Annotated in this window: 13 protein-coding genes; all 13 read right to left on the bottom strand. The window is 59.1% G+C overall.

Translation table 11 applies throughout. The features are described 5' to 3' along the window. Window positions 1-1,735: substrate-binding domain-containing protein (locus LIO98_RS09930; RefSeq protein WP_291956329.1), on the bottom strand; the 1,735-nt coding region annotated here is incomplete at its 3' end. Continuing rightward, window positions 1,726-2,964 carry a molybdopterin molybdotransferase MoeA gene (locus LIO98_RS09925; protein WP_291956326.1) on the bottom strand — a complete coding sequence of 413 codons (1,239 nt, stop codon included), beginning with the start codon at window positions 2,962-2,964 and terminating at the stop codon, window positions 1,726-1,728. The genes LIO98_RS09925 and LIO98_RS09930, both read right to left, overlap by 10 nt. Before the next feature lie 185 nt (window positions 2,965-3,149). Further along, entirely contained in the window at window positions 3,150-3,824 is a 675-nt protein-coding gene (locus LIO98_RS09920) for an SPOR domain-containing protein (protein WP_291956324.1), read from the bottom strand. Between the two features lie 19 nt (window positions 3,825-3,843). Continuing rightward, window positions 3,844-5,265 carry a radical SAM protein gene (locus LIO98_RS09915; RefSeq protein WP_291956321.1) on the bottom strand — a complete coding sequence of 474 codons (1,422 nt, stop codon included), beginning with the start codon at window positions 5,263-5,265 and terminating at the stop codon, window positions 3,844-3,846. 110 nt (window positions 5,266-5,375) lie between these two features. Continuing rightward, window positions 5,376-6,695: a cell division protein FtsZ gene (gene ftsZ, locus LIO98_RS09910; RefSeq protein WP_291956318.1), complete on the bottom strand. Its 1,320-nt coding sequence runs from the start codon at window positions 6,693-6,695 to the stop codon at window positions 5,376-5,378. Between the two features lie 32 nt (window positions 6,696-6,727). Continuing rightward, the gene (gene ftsA / locus LIO98_RS09905; protein WP_291956315.1) at window positions 6,728-8,071 is read right to left on the bottom strand and encodes a cell division protein FtsA; all 1,344 of its coding nucleotides are present in this window, start codon (window positions 8,069-8,071) and stop codon (window positions 6,728-6,730) included. A 108-nt stretch (window positions 8,072-8,179) separates the two neighbouring features. Beyond that, window positions 8,180-9,010: a hypothetical protein gene (locus LIO98_RS09900; RefSeq protein WP_291956312.1), complete on the bottom strand. Its 831-nt coding sequence runs from the start codon at window positions 9,008-9,010 to the stop codon at window positions 8,180-8,182. Window positions 9,011-9,038: 28 nt separating this feature from the next. Continuing rightward, complete coding sequence (murB, locus tag LIO98_RS09895; protein WP_291956310.1) at window positions 9,039-9,920, bottom strand: UDP-N-acetylmuramate dehydrogenase; 882 nt, start codon at window positions 9,918-9,920, stop codon at window positions 9,039-9,041. Next, complete coding sequence (murC, locus tag LIO98_RS09890) at window positions 9,921-11,342, bottom strand: UDP-N-acetylmuramate--L-alanine ligase (RefSeq protein WP_291956308.1); 1,422 nt, start codon at window positions 11,340-11,342, stop codon at window positions 9,921-9,923. It abuts the gene before it with no gap. A 35-nt stretch (window positions 11,343-11,377) separates the two neighbouring features. Then, window positions 11,378-12,451, bottom strand: a complete 1,074-nt coding sequence (locus tag LIO98_RS09885) for a UDP-N-acetylglucosamine--N-acetylmuramyl-(pentapeptide) pyrophosphoryl-undecaprenol N-acetylglucosamine transferase (protein ID WP_291956305.1) — start codon at window positions 12,449-12,451, stop codon at window positions 11,378-11,380. Then, a complete protein-coding gene (locus LIO98_RS09880; protein WP_291956302.1) occupies window positions 12,444-13,583 on the bottom strand; it encodes a putative peptidoglycan glycosyltransferase FtsW in 1,140 nt (379 codons plus the stop codon). The genes LIO98_RS09885 and LIO98_RS09880 overlap by 8 nt, the downstream gene beginning before the upstream one ends. A gap of 6 nt (window positions 13,584-13,589) precedes the next feature. Continuing rightward, window positions 13,590-14,954 carry a UDP-N-acetylmuramoyl-L-alanine--D-glutamate ligase gene (murD, locus tag LIO98_RS09875; protein WP_291956334.1) on the bottom strand — a complete coding sequence of 455 codons (1,365 nt, stop codon included), beginning with the start codon at window positions 14,952-14,954 and terminating at the stop codon, window positions 13,590-13,592. 61 nt (window positions 14,955-15,015) lie between these two features. Next, window positions 15,016-15,984 carry a phospho-N-acetylmuramoyl-pentapeptide-transferase gene (gene mraY, locus LIO98_RS09870; protein WP_291956299.1) on the bottom strand — a complete coding sequence of 323 codons (969 nt, stop codon included), beginning with the start codon at window positions 15,982-15,984 and terminating at the stop codon, window positions 15,016-15,018. Window position 15,985 lies beyond the last annotated feature (1 nt).

The following is a 15,985-nucleotide window of genomic DNA, read 5'->3' as shown; positions in this document are numbered from 1 at the left end:
TGCCTAGCGTGGCGTCCGCCAGCCCCGTGTAGACGCGGTTCGCCGCCTCCATGTGGGTCGTGCATATCTGCGCGTAGCCCTTGATATTCTCCGGCGCCACGCCCTCCTCTTTGAGCAGATGGTCGAAGAGCACCCGTGTACCGGCCCCCGGCTGTCTGTTTGAAAAGACGATATCCTTGGCGCAGAGGTCGTGAAAGTTGTTTATCCCCTTGGGGTTACCGCTCTGGACGATGATGCCCTGCGTCCGGTAAAAGACGAGGATACGCGCCCATTTCTGCCCCTTGGAGAAGCGTTCTATAAAGACGTCGTTGTAGCCGCCCGTATCTTCGTCAAGCAGATGCGCGGCGGCAAGGTGGCACTCTCCGCGCGAGAGCGCGGCAAGGCCGCCCATGCTGCCGACGGCGCGCGAGGCAAAATCCGCGCCGCGCCTGCGTATAGGCGTCACCAGCAGCTGTATCGCGGGGTCGTCGGAACCCTGGAAGAGCACCCGCCTGTCAAGGTCTATGCCGCGCGTCATCCAGACGTCCACCCTGGTATCCCGCTCGCACTCGAGCGCCGAGGCGGGAAGCATCGCGATGCCGTCAGACTCCGCGAGAGCCCAGAGGACGCTAGCGCCAGAGGTGAGCGCCCATGAATAGAGCCTGTCGCCGACGCGCGCGACCTTCATACGCAGCCACTCTTCTATACCAGCGGAGGAGGAATGCTGCACAAGCAGCCTCGTCTCCATGATATCTTTCACGCCGAGGGATTCACGCACAAGCTGCCGCAGGTCGCCGCTCTCACCGGCAAACTGCCGGAGAAGCGGGTAGACGAGCGACCAGAGCACGACCGCCGTCGACATCGGGAAGCCCGGCAGACATATCACCGGCTTTCCGGCGATCACGGCGGCCATCGCCGGACGACCCGGCTTCATGCGCACGCCGCGGAAGAGGACCTCGCCAAGTTCCTCAAAGACTTCAATGGTATGGTCGCGCCTGCCCTTCGCGGAGCCCGCGCCGACAAGCACTAGGTCATACTCCGCCGCGCCCCTCTCGACATATTCCCTCAGTATCTGCGGCACGTCGGGAAGTATCGGGGCGACGTCAACCTCAAAGCCCCACCTCTTGAAGGAGGCGGCGATAAAGAGCGAATTGCTCTCGGCGACCGTGCCGGAGCGCTGGCTCTCCTGCGCGAGCCATTTTTCGCGGGAAATTATCTCGTCTCCAGTCGGGATAAAGAGGCTTCGCACCCTTCTTTTGACCGGCACCTCGTCGATACCCGCGCAGAGGAAGAGGGAGATCAGGGCCGGGGTCACCGGTTCGCCCTCGCGCGCGATGATCTGCCCCGCCATGACGTCCTCTCCGAGAGGGCGCACGTTGGCGGAGGGCGTAAGGGAGCGGTAGACGACGAGCTCGCCCTCCTCCTGCGAGGAATCCTCCACCATCAGCACCGCGTCCGCCCAGTCGGGCAGCGCCGCGCCGGTGTTCATCCACTGCCAGCCGCCCTCCGGCAGACGCGCGGGAGTGGCGGGGGTAGCCCCCGCGGTATCGGAGGCGCGCAGCGCGTAACCATCCACCGCCGAGGCGGCATAGTGCGGGACGTTGCGGGAGGCGGAGATGTCCTCCGTCAGAATATCTCCGAGCGCCGCCGATATTTCAAGTTTTGTCTTAAATTTTTCTGAATATCCCTCAAAGGCCGAGGATAGTATCCCCCAGGCCTCGTCAAGCGTTATATGTTCGGGAAACTTTACTGCCATAGCCAGACCTCCGCATCTTCGCCTGCTCTGATCGTTTCACGGTCCTCCGGTATGCAGATAAGTCCGGAGGCCTTTGCCAACGCTGAAATATAACCTGATTTAGCGGCTATCGGCGCAACGCTGCCATCGGCGCACAAGACGCAGGGGACGAATTCCTCCGGTCCCGTGCGCGCCGCCAGGTCGCGCGCGAGGCGCAGCCTCAGCCGCGTGCCGCACTCGCGCTCCTCCGCGCCGATACGGCGCATGAGCAGCGGCAGCAGTACGGTGAAGGCGACGGCAAGGCAGGAGAGCGGGTGGCCGGGAAGGCTGACAACCAGCTTTTTCGCCGCCGCGTCGGCGGCGATGAGCGTCGGCTTTCCGGGAACGATGTTGAGCCCCCGCACAAGAAGCCCCGGCTCCGGCAGCGAGGCCAGCATCTCGGAACAATGGTCGCGCACGCCCACCGAAGAGCCGCCGCTGAGGATGAGCAGATCGCAGTCCACCAGCTCTTCGTGGAAACGCCGCTCAAACTCCGCGCCGTCGTCGTTCGCGATGCCGCGGTATTTAGCCTCAAAGCCGTAGCGCGAGAGCAGCGCCTTGAGGTTCCAGCCGTTGACGTCGCGAATACAGCCGGGTGGCAGCTCCTTCGTCTCCACGGGAACTATCTCGTCGCCCGTGGAGAGGATCGATATCCTGAGGTCGATCACGGAGAGAGACGAGACCCCCGCGGTCGCGAGCATGCCGATAGTCTTAAAGTCGACCATGCCGCCCGTCGCAAGCAGCCTCTCCCCCCGGGGGATCTCCTCGCCCTCAAGGATGATATTCTCACCGGCCTGTACGCCGCGGCGGACCTCCACCCAGCCGCCGGCAAGCTCCGTATCCTCAAGCATCACGACGGCGTCGGCGCCCTTAGGCAGAATGCCGCCCGTCGGTATCGCGGCGGCCTCCGAAGAGGATATCTCAAAATCGGGACACCGCCCCATAAAGACCTCTCCCGCCTTCGTCAGAAAGAGCGGCGTGCCCGGCGTCGCGCCGGCGGCGTCCAAATGCCTGACCGCGTAGCCGTCGCGCAGACTTCTGCTGAAGGGAGGATAGGGCCGGTTATTTATTATCTCGGAGGCGCTTCTTCTGCCGACGGCCTCTCCCAGCGGGAGCTCCCTGACGGGATATCCCCACGGAAAGAGAAGGCGCTCCGTGATATCTTCCAGCGCCCTCTTCCTCGACGTCACCTCTTTTACGAAACCAGCCATAGAATAATCAGCGACCTTCCATGTTTATGATCTTTAGTATGTCAGTCTATCATATCACAGGCGCGGATAAGACGTCTCCGCCTCCGTGCCCGGGGGCGGCGGCATGAAAAGCTGTTGTCAAAACCTCTGCCGCGCGGTATCCACCAGACGGAAAGCCAGATGCGCATGCCCCGCGCCCGCCGCATTTAACGTTTTATCTCTACCAGATATACGGGGAAACCCGCCTTAGCGAGGCGCTTCGAGAGCTCCTGGGACGATTTTTTGTCGCTCTCGCCCCTCACCCTCACTTTGTAAAAGGGCTTGCCGTTGAGCACGGAGTCCACGATATATACGGAATATCCGGATTCCTTCGCCTGCTTGACGGTGAGCTCGGCACCCTCCTTCGCGGAAAAGCCGCCGATCTGGATGTCCCATCTCGCTCCGCTCTCCGCCTTTGCCGCCGGTTTGACCGCGGCGGGCGTCGTCACATTCTTTTTGGGAGGATCGTCCCTCTTGGTCTTTACCGTCTGCACGGGCTTTTTCACCACCGTAACCGAGGGCTGTACCGGTTTCGCGGGCGGAGTTGTTTTTACCTTCTTTTTGGGAGTGACCGTCACCTCGTCCTCCGGATCATCGTCAATAAAGGCGTCATCGGCGGAAGTCTGCCTGCCGCTAGGCATGGCAATGACTTCGTCTTTGGGGATAGTATAGGGGAGCTGCTCCGTCGCAAGCTTTTCCGGAGCGAAAAAAAACAATTTCACACTGAGATAAAGCAGCGCGAGGGCCATGATCATCGTGAGCGGCAGTATTACCTGACCGAACGCCGTGATCGGTTTTCTCTCTTTATAGTCGCGCGCGCGCGTCTTGCGGGAAATAACCATACAGCCACCTCTTTTCCAGTTACATAAAGCATCCGAGCTCTATTCCGGTCGTCTCTCTGTCCGATATGGGCAGTTTTGCTATACCGGATTCAATATTTCTCGCAAGTTCTAGGCTTTCATTATACCCGTACCACGCAAGGTTGAACTCCGTCTCGGCCTCTTTTATTCCCGTAAGCCTCAGCTGGGGCGTTTTTTTAGTAATAGTTCGCATATCTTTTTTTATTTTCTCATATTTTTGCCTGATTGTGTGCTTTCCGCAGAAAATTTCATCCTGCCACGGGGTCCCGGGTTTAGGGATGAAGGGGTTGACGGAGAGAGTGAGGCTCTGCCCCGTCTCCGCGATTATGCGGCGGCAGAGCTCCGTCATCGCCGTGATATCCTCGTCGCTCTCACCGGGAAGGCTGATCATAAAATAGAGCTTCACCCGGTCGATCCCGGCCTCTTTCGCCATCACGAGCTTTTCCAGGATCAGGTCGTCGGTGAATTTTTTGCCGCAGCCGAAGCGCAGCCTCTCGCCGCCGGTCTCCGGCGCGACCGTTATACTGCGTCTGCCGCTGCCGGAGAGGGCCGAGATCATCTGTTCGCTGAGACGGTCGAGACGCAGGGAGGCAAAGGAGACGCCGATATTTTTATCGATCAGTTTGTCGATCAGCTGCGGCAGAAAGGGATAATCCCCCGCCTCCGGCGTTACGAGACCGGCCTGAGGCACCTCAAAGCGTGAGGTGATCTCATTCAGAGCCCTTTCGACGATCTCGAATTTACGCCAGCGCATACTGCCGAAGCAGCGCGGCAGCGTGCAGTAGCTGCAAGAGCGCGCGCAGCCGCGCTGAAGCTCCAGCAGCAGCGTCTTGCCAAAGGCGCCCCTCTCCGTCATCCAGGCGCTGTGCACCGGATATGGTCCGTTGAGGTCGAGCGAACGGCCGATCCGCAGGTCGCGGACCAACCGGCCGTCCTTTATGTCGACCGGCGGCACGAAAATATGGGGGCTTTCGGCTAGTCTGCGCCAGAGTTCGCGGCGTCCGCAGCCGCCCTCATAGAGGCGCAGCGCCTCGATGACATGATCCATGACCTCCATGCCGTCGCCGAGGATGATAAAGTCGCATACTCCCGAGACGGTGAGCGGGTTTATGTAGGAGAGCGCGCCGCCCATGCCTATCACGGGAAATGAACCGGCGATACGCTCCTCCGCGAGCAGGGGGATATTGGCTCCGGAGAGCCAGCGGTAAAAGGCGGGAATGTCGCCCTCATAGGCGACGCTCGCCGTGATGACGGAAAAACGTTCAAGCATCGTATCGGCGTCGACGGAACGGTATGGCACCGGCGAGGCGAAGAAACGCTCCACCGCCACCCCCGACTCGCGCAGCCGCTGAAATACATAGTGAAAGCCGAGGTTAGCCGCGCCGATCGAGTAATCGGCGGGATAAAAGAGAGCCCAAGGCAAATCTCCTCCCTTGGGCAGCTCTGTGATCCACTCTTCGTCTCTTCTGTAGTCTTCCCAGCTCTGCCAGGCGGTTATTTTCGCGGGCCTGCGTGGAGCGCGGCTCTCTTTTTTCAGGATTGCCGCCTCTTTCTGAGATAGGCCGGAATGTCGTACTGGTCGACGGGAGCCCCGCTCTGCTTAAAGAGATCCTCGTCGGCAGTTACCGCACTTTGGGCAGTCTTTGTTATCTGTTCATGACGCTTGGCCTTTTGTTCAACCGGTTTTTCAGGAACGGCTTCCGGTTGCGGCTGTACCGGCGCGCTCTTGGCCGCCGTGTAGCTGTTGAGGTTTTTAACGGCGGAGATATCTAGCCCCTGGGTCGTCACTCCGGGAGACGCGGGCCTGGCGCTCTGCGACGCGGTGCGTACCGGCGCCGGTTCGGGGGCGGAAACGACAGCGGCCTTCGGCTCGCCCGTTTCTTTTTTATCGTCGTCGAAGCCCGTGGCGATGACCGTGATCTGGATGGAATCCTCCATCTCCGGATCGAATATATGCCCCCAGATGATGAAGGCGTCCTCGTCGGCGGCCTCGGTGATGATGCTGATCGCCTCGTTTATCTCATGAATGCCGACGCTCGCGCCGCCAGTGATGTTGAAGAGGATGCCCTTCGCGCCGCTCATCTTGCTGTCCATAAGCGGGCTGTTGATGGCGTTAAAGGCCGCGGTAGCCGCGCGCTTCTCGCCATAGCCCTCGCCGATGCCCATGATCGCGGTTCCGGCGTTCGACATGATCGTTTTGACGTCGGCGAAGTCGACGTTGACGAGGCCGGGACGCTTGATAAGGTCCGTCACCCCCTGCACCGCCTGGTGCAGCACGCCGTCCGCCATCCGGAAGGCGTCGTTGACGGAGGTCTTTTTATCGGTGATCCCGAGCAGTCTGTCGTTCGGGATGATGATCAGAGCGTCGACCTTGTCGCGCAGCTGTTCTATGCCATAGGATGCCTGTCTTATCCTCCGGCGTCCCTCGAAGGTGAAGGGCAGGGTGACAACCGCCACAACGAGCGCTCCCGCCTCTTTGGCGATCCCCGCAATCACCGGCGCGGCTCCCGTACCGGTGCCGCCGCCCATTCCGGCGGCGACGAAGACCATATCCGCGCCCTCGACCACCGCGCGCAGCTCCTCGCGCGACTCCATCGCCGACTTGCAGCCGATCTCAGGATCGGAACCCGCTCCCAGGCCCTTTGTAAGCTCCTTGCCGAGGATGATGCGGCAGGTCGCCTCCGACAGCTCAAGATGGGCGATATCGGTGTTGGCAGCGATAAATTCCACGCCGCTCACGCCGCCGCGGATGATGTGGTTCAGCGCGTTGTTCCCCGCTCCGCCCACGCCTACGACTTTTATCACTTCCCTTGCCGGGAAGCTTGATTTATCAAGCTGAAAAATTTCTGACATAGCTCCCATTCCTATAATTCCTCCATGCGTTCTTAGAAGAGGTCTCCAAAGAGCTTCTTCACGGCGTCCACGGGATTGAAGCCCGGACCGTCCTTATCCTTCTGGCCGATCGGGATGCCCTCGGAGGGCGGCGCGTAGCTTACCGTGCTCTTGAGCTGCTCCGTCTTGCCGATCGTCGGATTGTCAAGATAACGGAAGGGATCGCGCTCCCTCTCCAGTATGTATTTTATGATACCCGCCGCCGATGAATATTCCTGGCTGTTGCGGCCGGGAGGCATGCGGTTCGCGTCCACCGGCATCGCCACGCGTGCCGGCAGGTCCATCTTTTCAAGGATAAAATCGTCGATGCCCTCTGTCTTCGATACGCCGCCGGTCAGCAGGATACCGCCGGGGAGCATGGAGATCTTAGCCGCCTTTATCTCCGGGCGGATGAGGTCGTCGGTAAGCTCTTCAAGACGGCAGCGGACTATCTCGTAGAGGTCCTCTTTCGAGATGCTGTACTCACGGGAGAGGTGCGTAAAGTTGAGCGTCTCCTCCGGATCAAACTCCGCCCTGAGCGAGACGGAGCGTTTGAGCTCCTCCGCCTTGTTGAGCGGCAGCCTCAATACGCTGCCGAGGTCGTTCGTGATATGATCCCCGCCTACCGGCAGCAGCGCCAGATGTTTCGGCCTGCCGTCGGCGAATACAGCGATTCCGGTGGTGCCGCCGCCCATATCGACGACGACCGCGCCCGCGAGAGCATCTTCCGGCGTCAGGACGCCGAGAGCGGAGACGAGTGGTTTTATAACGAGGCTGCTCACCTTGAGCCCCGCCTTGTTCACACAGTTATAGACGTTCTGAATGGTGGCGGTCGGAACGATTATCGACTGCACCTCTATGTCGAGACGCATGGCATTCATACCGAGGGGGTCGTCAATGCCGACATTGCCGTCCAGAGAATATTCGACAGGTATTGTATGGAGGATGCTCTGGTTCGTAGGTACAACGACGTCGGCCTGAGCCGCGTCGATAACGCGTTCTATGTCAAGGCGCATGACCGGGCGCGGCGTGCGACCGAGAGAGACCATGCCCTTGGAGCGGATGCTGGTGACCTCGCCGCCGCCAAAGGCGACCGTCACTTCGCTGAGATCCTGCCCTACCATATTCTGGGCGTCGCTCACCGCCTGGCGGACAGAGCGCACCGCCTGGTCAAGATTTACGATAAGTCCCTTGCGTATTCCGTTGGATGGCGCCTGCCCCACCCCGATGACCTGAGCCTCGTCGCCCTCCGCTTCGCGCTCGGCCACCACCACCGTCACCTTGCTTGTTCCCAAGTCAAGGCCGACAAGCAGATCCGGCTCTCTGTTCTGCGGATAACTTGATGCCTTTTTAAACAAAACTATTTCCCCCTCTTTTTAGGGATTCATTATCCCTATATTGTACATTATAAATCTTTCTCGATTAAATATATATGATAAAGATATTATTTCAAGCTAAAAACACCGTTACGGTTTCTTGGTTTTCGTTTTTTCCTTTGCCTCCTGCGCCTTTGTCTTTATCTCACCATTTTTATCCTCTATTAGATTCCTGATAAGGATCTTCCCCTTATATGTCCCGTCGATAAAGACGTCGGGAGGAAGATTCGAAATGCCTCCGTAAAGTTTTTTGACAGCCAGCCCGGTCTCCGCCCACCGGTCCGCCTCGTTTGGCAGCAGCAGCTGCGCGCCGTTTTCATTACCCGCCGTATAGAAAATCACCCTTACGACCGGCGTACCCTCTTTAACTCCCGCCTGGATGAACTTCACATATTTATCCCAGCCCAGCTCCTTCGTCATCCTGTACCAGCTCTTTATCAGCGGGATGGGCAGACTCGACTCGTGGATGTTGCCCTCGACTTGGGATATGTCTATCGGCGTAGCCCGGTCGGCGCCCCAAGTGAGCACGGGCAGTCCTTCGGCGATATGCTCCGCGAGGATCTTATTTTCAGGCAGAGACGAGAGCCAAAGCTTGCCCTCCGCAGAGAGATACCAAAATTTGCCTCCCCAGTAGACCTTATAAATGGGGATCAGCGGCGTAACATTCAGGTGAAATTTTCCCCAGCCGCGCAGTTCAAGGCCGACATCCACCGGGTAATATGCCTCAAGAAGCCTCACATAATCGCTCTTCGCAAGCCAGAACGAGGGCCAAAATCGCTCCTGGTCCGGAGTGATGACGCCCCACACCGCGTACTGCGGCAGAATGTTAGCCGGTTCCAGCCGGATATCGCCGATGCGCATAAAGGCAAAACGGCTCTCCGCCGCGATCATAAAACCGACCAGCAGCGCGCAGAGGACCATCAATATCTTTCTTAATTTTCTCCGGTGTCTAAAACGCCCCAAAGAATTTAATTTCATAGATCAGCGTTACCCCAAACTCATCATATACTCTTTTTTGACACAGCCGCGTTAAATTATATATATCCTCCGCGCGCGCGCCTCCGTGATTTTCGATAAAATTCGCGTGACGCTTAGAAACCCGCGCGCCGCCGACAAAGAGATCCTTGCAGCCGCATTGGTCGAGCAGCCGTCCCGCCGAATATCCGGGAGGATTCTTAAAGACGCATCCCGCCGTCTTGGCACCGATTGGCTGCCCCTTTTTAAGCTCCGAAAAATGTCTTATATTTTTGATAATATTACCTTTTGATTCATATGAGAGGCGAAAAAGCGCCTTCGTTATGAGCAGCGGCGGCTCCGTCCAGGGCGACGCCCTGTACTGCCAGCGCAGCTCATCCCGCCGCCAGCGGCGCGGCTCGCCGTTACGTGACAGCGTCTCGATCCACTCGACCAGCGGAGCGAAGCTTTCGCCCACCGCTCCCGCGTTGCCGTAGAGCGCGCCGCCGACGGTACCGGGTATTCCCGCGAGGAAGGCGAGTCCTCCCAGCCCTCTTTCCAGGGCCAGCGCCAGCATCTTTCTGACGGGGAGACCGGCTCCGGCTTCGGCGAATACCGCGCCCCCCTCCTCACGGAGGGCAAGCGAATCCATCGCCGCCGAGGAGATCACCCCCGCGTTCAGCAAACCGTCCTGAACTAGAATGTTCGATCCACCGCCGAGTACGTAGAGCTCAGTCGAAGAATCCCGCGCTCTCTCGATCAGCGGCACAGCCTCTGAGGCCGAAGCGGGCGCGGCGAGCCAGAGGCAGCGGCCTCCGCACTGCCAGGTGTTGAGCTCCTTCAGAGAACAGTTGGAGATCAGCGCCCCTTTTTCCATCTACGCCTGTATTTCCGTCAGCTTTTCAACGATTTTTTTGCCGAGAGTCCCCACCGACCCCGCGCCGACCGTCAGGATGATGTCGCCGGAGCGGGCGGCCTTGCAGACCGAGGAGATGAGGTCGTCAAAGTTTCCCGAAAGCTCGTAGTGCGAGCGCGTGTCGTCCGAGGCGGCGTCAAAGATCAGTTTGGAGGAGACGCCCTCCATCGGCATTTCGTCGGAGCCATATATCGGCAGTATAAAAGCCCGGTCCGCAAGAGAAAGGGCGTCGGCGAACTCCTTGTAGAGCGCGGCGGTGCGGCTGAAGCGGTGCGGCTGGAAGATGGCGACGATGCGGCGTTCGGGGAATATCCGTCGCACGGTGTTCAGTGTCGCCGATATCTCGTTGGGGTGATGGCCGTAGTCGTCATAAATAAGGATGTCCCCCACCTCTCCCGTCCTTTGCAGCCTGCGCTTCGCGCCCCTAAATATTTTCAGCCCTTTGACGATGTCGTCGTGCGCGATGCCCATTTCATAGCAGGCGGCGTAGGCCGCGAGCGAGTTGAGCACGTTATGCTCTCCCGATACGGAGAACTCGACGGTCCCGAGCTCTTCGCCGTCGTGAAAGAGCACATAGGAGACGCCGCCGCCGGCGAAGTGTTTCACCTCCGCGGCGCCCCAGTTCCAGCCGCGCCCCCAGCCATAGGTGACTGCGGAGGGAGAGACGCTGTACTCTTCGCGGAGCTTGCGCACGCCGCTGTCCTCCATACAGAGGATGACCTTGCCCTCGCTCTTGACATTCGTGAGAAACTCGGCAAAGGCGTCGGTGACGGCCTTGAATGTCATATAGTGGTCCCGGTGGTCCCAGTCGACGTTGGTGACGATGGCCAGTTCGGGGTGGAAGTAGACGAAAGAGCGGTCGCTCTCGTCCAGCTCGGCCACCATATAGTCGCTTGTGCCGAGTTTGGCGTTCGTGCCGATCTGCAGCAGCTCGCCGCCGATCGCGACGGTGGGGTCCAGCCCAGCGTTTTCCGCGACCAGCGAGATCATCGAGGAGGTGGTGGTCTTTCCGTGCGTTCCCGCCACTCCGACGCCGCGGCGCACGTTAAATATCTGACTCAGCACCTCGGCGCGGCGCGATACCTGTATCCCCTGCTGCCACGCCTTGAGGATCTCCGGATGGTCGTTGGGCAGGGCGCTGGAATAGACAAGGATATTCGGCATAAATTCATCTATGTGCCTGGCTTCATGTCCTATAATAATAGAAATGTTACGTTCATCAAGGTGTTTCATATAGGGGGTCTTTATCGTGTCGCATCCCGAGACCTTCGCCCCGATCTGATCCAAAAGGATGGCAAGGCCGCTCATTCCGGCCCCTCCGATCCCCATTAAGTGTATGCTTTTGTTTTTTAGGCTGATATCCCTGTTCTCCAACTTGTCCATACTCTCCCTTCAAAAGGTGAAAAAATGATGGGCCGTCAATGGCTCCATACTGCGCTCCAAAGGTTCTCGCAAATTATATTACCCTGCCCGTAAAGGCCGCGGCCCTTACCTTTTCGGCCCATCGCCTTCAGGCGCAGCAGGGATGAGGCAAGGATATCCATCCCCTCGTCTCCGGTCCATATAAGACCGGCGTTTTCACTTACAAATGACAGCGCGTTGTGGTACTGGTGATTGTCGGCGGCGCCCTTCCAGGGGATGATGAGCGCCGGAATTCCGAGCACTCCCGCCTCCGTCAGCGTCGAACCGCCCGCGCGCAGCACCAGCATATCCGCCGCCGCGTAGAGCAGCGAAGCCTCCCAGACTTTGGGAAGTAGCCAGACGTTGCCGCCGCGGCGTTCCATCTTTTCGGCGACGGCGGGAAGGATAAAGTTCCAACCGAGAAACTCCCCCGATGCCGCGATCTCGCAGATACTTTCCTTTATAGACTGGCTGCCGAGCGAGCCCGAAAAGACCACGACCTTCGGCCCCTCCGGCATCTCATCGGAGAGGGCCAGCTTCCGCCAGGCCTCTCTCTGGGAGGGCAGCTCAAAATCTCTCACCGGGACCCCCGTCCGCAGGTGGTCCTTCGGGGCAAGCGGCAGGCATTCCTTCCAGCCGCTGTATATATCCAGCCCCAGCTTCGCGGCGAACCACGTCACCTTGCCGGCGCGCGCGTTTTGTTCGTGCATCGCGCACCGTATCCCGGCCCTCTTGCAGGCCATGATCAGCGGAAAAGAGAGATAACCTCCGAAGAGCAGCGCCGCGTCCGGCTTGAAACGCGCGACGGCCCCCGACGCCGCGCCGTAGGCTGAGAAGAGCGAGGCCAGACGCCTGCCCCTCTGCCTGAGACCGACGCCGGAGAGGGGCGAACCCTCCATCGGCAGCACCACCGGTTCGACGCCGGCGGCACGGTAAATCTCCAGTTCAAGCGGCCGCGAGCCGCAAATATATCCGACCTCGCACTCTGGGTGACGCTCCTTTATCCAACTGCCGAAGGAGAGCGCCGGCCAAATATGTCCGCCGGTGCCGCCCGCCGCGAGTAAAAGCCTGCGTTTATCATTTTCAGCCATTTTCGCCCTCCTCCAGCCAACTGTCCTTCTCAAGCCTCAGCATCAGGCCGACGCGCGACCACATGGTGACGAGCGAGGTGCCGCCGTAACTGATGAAAGGCAGCGGCATTCCCGTCAGCGGTATCATTTTTGTGACTCCAGCGACATTTATCACTAGCGGCAAAAGCACCGTCAGCGAAATTCCCCAGATCAGCGAAGATCTAAAGGGGTCCTCGGTCCGAAAATAACTGGCCCTGGTCTGCATCATCCAAAAGCCGAAGAGCCCAAGGATACAGAGGGTGCCGATGAGGCCAAGCTCCTCACCCACCGCGGCGTAGATAAAGTCCGTGTAGGCGGCGGGCAGATAGTTGAGCTTCTGGAAACCGTGGCCGAGCCCAGAGCCCCAGAGTCCGCCGTTGGCAAAGGCGATCAGCCCCTGTATCGCCTGAAAGCCCTTGTTCAGAGGGTCGGCCCAGGGGTCTAGAAAGGCGGTGACGCGCCTCATCCGGTAGGGCTCCAGCAGTATCAGCAGCGGAAAAATGACGCCGCCCAGCACACCGCCGGCGATGACCGGATAACGCCAGCCGACCTTTTCAACATACATGCCCATCGAAACGGTGAATATCAGGATCGTCGTGCCAAGGTCAGGCTGCACGAGCAGCGGCAGCACGGCAAGCACGACAAGGATCACCGTGTTGATAAAACTTTTCAGCGGATCGCGCTCCGCGCCGCGCGATAGCAGCTTCGCAAGGTGCAGCGCGACGGCGAGACAGAGAAGCTCCCCCGGCTGCAGCGATACGCCAAGCCCGGGCAGTCTTATCCACCTTCTGGCGCCGCCGATGGCCTCGCCCACTCCGGGTACGAGCGGCAGCCACGCCAGCAGCCACATGAGGACAAGGAGCGGACCGGAGAAACGGTACCATATCCGCACCGGCACGGAATAGACGAAAAACATCCCCAGCATCGCTATCCCCAGCCATTGGAGCTGCTTTATCCCCATCTGAAAGGGCGTGCCGGTGTAAAGGAACGAGGTCGGGCTCGTGGTGGAGGTTATCATCAGTATACCGATCCCGCTCAGTATCAGCGGGATCACCCATATAAAGGGGTTGGCCTTATATCGGTTATCCGGCGAGCCGTCAAGCCTCGGTTCCATTTTCTCTTACTCCTCCGAAGCGATTATCTCTTTTACAATCGCGCAGAAATGATCTCCGCGGACATTATAGCTCGGATACATATCCCAGCTCGTACAGGCCGGGGAGAGCAGCACCGTGTCGCCATCGGCGGCCAGGCCGTAGGCCGTCTTGACGGCCTCTTCCATATCGGCGGCGATTTTATAGTCCGTAACGCCGGCCGCCGACAGGGCGGCGGCGATCTTCTCTCTTTCGGAGCCGAGGAGCACCGCCGCGTGGGTGTTTTCCTTCACAGCCTCGGCGAGCGGCGCATAGTCTTCTCCTTTGCCCTGGCCGCCGAGGATTATGACCTTAGTGCCGGGAAGTGAGGTCATCGCCGTAACGGTCGCCGCGACATTGGTGCCCTTGGAGTCGTCGACGAAGGTCACGCCGCGGATCTTTCCGGCAAAGGCGCAGCGGTGCTTCGGCGGCACATAGGAGCCGATCACCGACGGCGGGACGTCCATAATATTAAAGAGCGCGAGAGCGCCAAGGGCCATCGCGGTATTTTCGATGTTGTGGTTTCCAAGCAGTTTGACGTCGTCAAAGAGGAAAAGGCGATGCTTCATGCGGCAGTCGCCTCCGTTTATCCAGGCGGCCCTTACTTCGCCGTCAAGGTAGAGACCCTTCATGTGGGGATCATCTTCGCCCCAGCAGAGCGGATACCTTTCGACATCTTCCCTCTCAATCTTGAGCGCCTCTTCGTCGCGCTTCTGATAGATCGCGGCGCCGCCCGGCGCGAGGCAGTTTATCAGGTTCGCCTTCGCCGCGACATAATTTTCATATGAGCCGTGCCAGTCTATATGGTCGGGGGCAAGGTTTGTCACTATGGCGAGGTCGCAGATAAAATCCTTTGCCCAATGCAGCTGGAAGCTGGAGAGCTCAAGAACGATAAAGTCATAATCCTTTCCCGCGGCGTGGGCCACGGCGTTGCCGATGTTGCCGCCCGTCATCACGGAATAGCCCATCTGCTCCAGGAAATAACCGATCATAGAGGTGGTCGTCGTCTTGCCGTTGCTGCCGGTGACGCCGATCACGATTCCCGAAAGGTACGGAGAGACGAAATCCAGCTCGCCCGTGACCGTGATCCCCTTCGCGCGCGCCGCCTCGATTATCGGGGCCTTGGGCGAGATGCCTGAACTGACGACGATCTCGTCGGCCTCAAGCACACGTTCCGTGTTGCCGCCGCCCTCCCATTTTATTCCCTTATCCTCAAAAACCTTGACTGCCGCCGCGTCCGGCTCCTTTATATCGGAGACGAATACATCCGCGCCAAGCTCCGCTGCGAGTTCGGCGAGCGCGCGTCCGCTGACGCCCGCGCCTACCACCGATATCCGTTTTCCAGCCAACTGCATATTCTCCGTCATCTTCACCAACAGCCTTCCAGATCTTAAAAATCTAATCTAATATCATAACTCAAAAATTCCGAAGTGCAAAATAAAATAAGAGGCTCATCAAAAGACAGATGCCGATGATGTGCATCACCCAGAAACGCGTAACTATCTGCGTCTCCTTCCAGCCTGACATCTCAAAATGATGGTGTATCGGGCTCATCTTAAATACCTTGCGGTGAAAACAGCGGATCGCGATTATCTGGATCGTGACCGACAAAATCTCCACCCCGAAGAAAAAGCCGAGCGGGATCACAAAAATAAGGACGCCGGAGTTAAGGCAGATAGAGAGCAGAAGGCCGGCGAGAAAGTGCGCGCCAACGTCGCCCATAAATACCGAGGCGGGATTGGCGTTGTGCCAGAGAAAACCGAGGCAGATGCCGCAGGCCGCCGCGATGATAAGCATCATCGTCGAACCGCCGTCTATAAAGGAGAGCGCAAACATAAAGGATATCAGGGCGCAGCCGGCGGCCAAGCCGTCAAGGCCGTCCGTAACGTTGACCGCGTTCTGAAGCCCAACGCCGACGAAGGTCACCAGCGCGACATAAAGCAAGCGCGAGACCTCAAACCCGGGGAATATCACAAACGGCGGCTCGGAGACCCACAGCGCCCACGGCAGGGTGACGGCGACCTGCAGGGCGAGCTTTTGCAGGCTCTTAAGGCCGTCGCTGGAGCGGCGGCTGTATTTCAGCCAGTCGTCGACGAAACCGACCGCCGCCGCGAGCACCGGATAAGAGACGATCCGCGCCGCGCCGCTGAGGGAAAAATCCCCGTCCATCATTATTATCAGCGGGATGGCGAGCAGTAGCACGGGGATAAAGACGATGCCGCCCATCGTCGGCGTACCCATCTTCGTCTTCTCATGCCACGACGGACCGTAGAGCTTGGTCACCTGCTCTATCTTCAGGCTGTGCATGACGCTGATCCAGCTCCGCTGGAGAAATATCTCCAGCGCGAATGTAAAAAAGAGGATCGCCGTGAAATCGATAAACATC

It is taken from the genome of Cloacibacillus sp., assembly GCF_020860125.1.
Lineage (GTDB): Bacteria > Synergistota > Synergistia > Synergistales > Synergistaceae > Cloacibacillus.
The sequence above is the reverse complement of the archived record's forward strand: the minus strand, read 5'-3'. Positions and strand labels throughout refer to the sequence as shown.

Coding starts and splice junctions, on each gene's coding strand:
- ftsZ (WP_291956318.1), bottom strand. CDS start 6,695: ATGTCAGAAATTTTTCAGCTTGATAAATCAAGCTTCCCGGCAAGGGAA.
- LIO98_RS09925 (WP_291956326.1), bottom strand. CDS start 2,964: ATGGCTGGTTTCGTAAAAGAGGTGACGTCGAGGAAGAGGGCGCTGGAA.
- mraY (WP_291956299.1), bottom strand. CDS start 15,984: ATGTTTATCGATTTCACGGCGATCCTCTTTTTTACATTCGCGCTGGAG.
- murC (WP_291956308.1), bottom strand. CDS start 11,342: ATGGACAAGTTGGAGAACAGGGATATCAGCCTAAAAAACAAAAGCATA.
- LIO98_RS09885 (WP_291956305.1), bottom strand. CDS start 12,451: ATGGCTGAAAATGATAAACGCAGGCTTTTACTCGCGGCGGGCGGCACC.
- LIO98_RS09900 (WP_291956312.1), bottom strand. CDS start 9,010: ATGGTCCTCTGCGCGCTGCTGGTCGGTTTTATGATCGCGGCGGAGAGC.
- murD (WP_291956334.1), bottom strand. CDS start 14,954: ATGCAGTTGGCTGGAAAACGGATATCGGTGGTAGGCGCGGGCGTCAGC.
- LIO98_RS09920 (WP_291956324.1), bottom strand. CDS start 3,824: ATGGTTATTTCCCGCAAGACGCGCGCGCGCGACTATAAAGAGAGAAAA.
- LIO98_RS09880 (WP_291956302.1), bottom strand. CDS start 13,583: ATGGAACCGAGGCTTGACGGCTCGCCGGATAACCGATATAAGGCCAAC.
- murB (WP_291956310.1), bottom strand. CDS start 9,920: ATGGAAAAAGGGGCGCTGATCTCCAACTGTTCTCTGAAGGAGCTCAAC.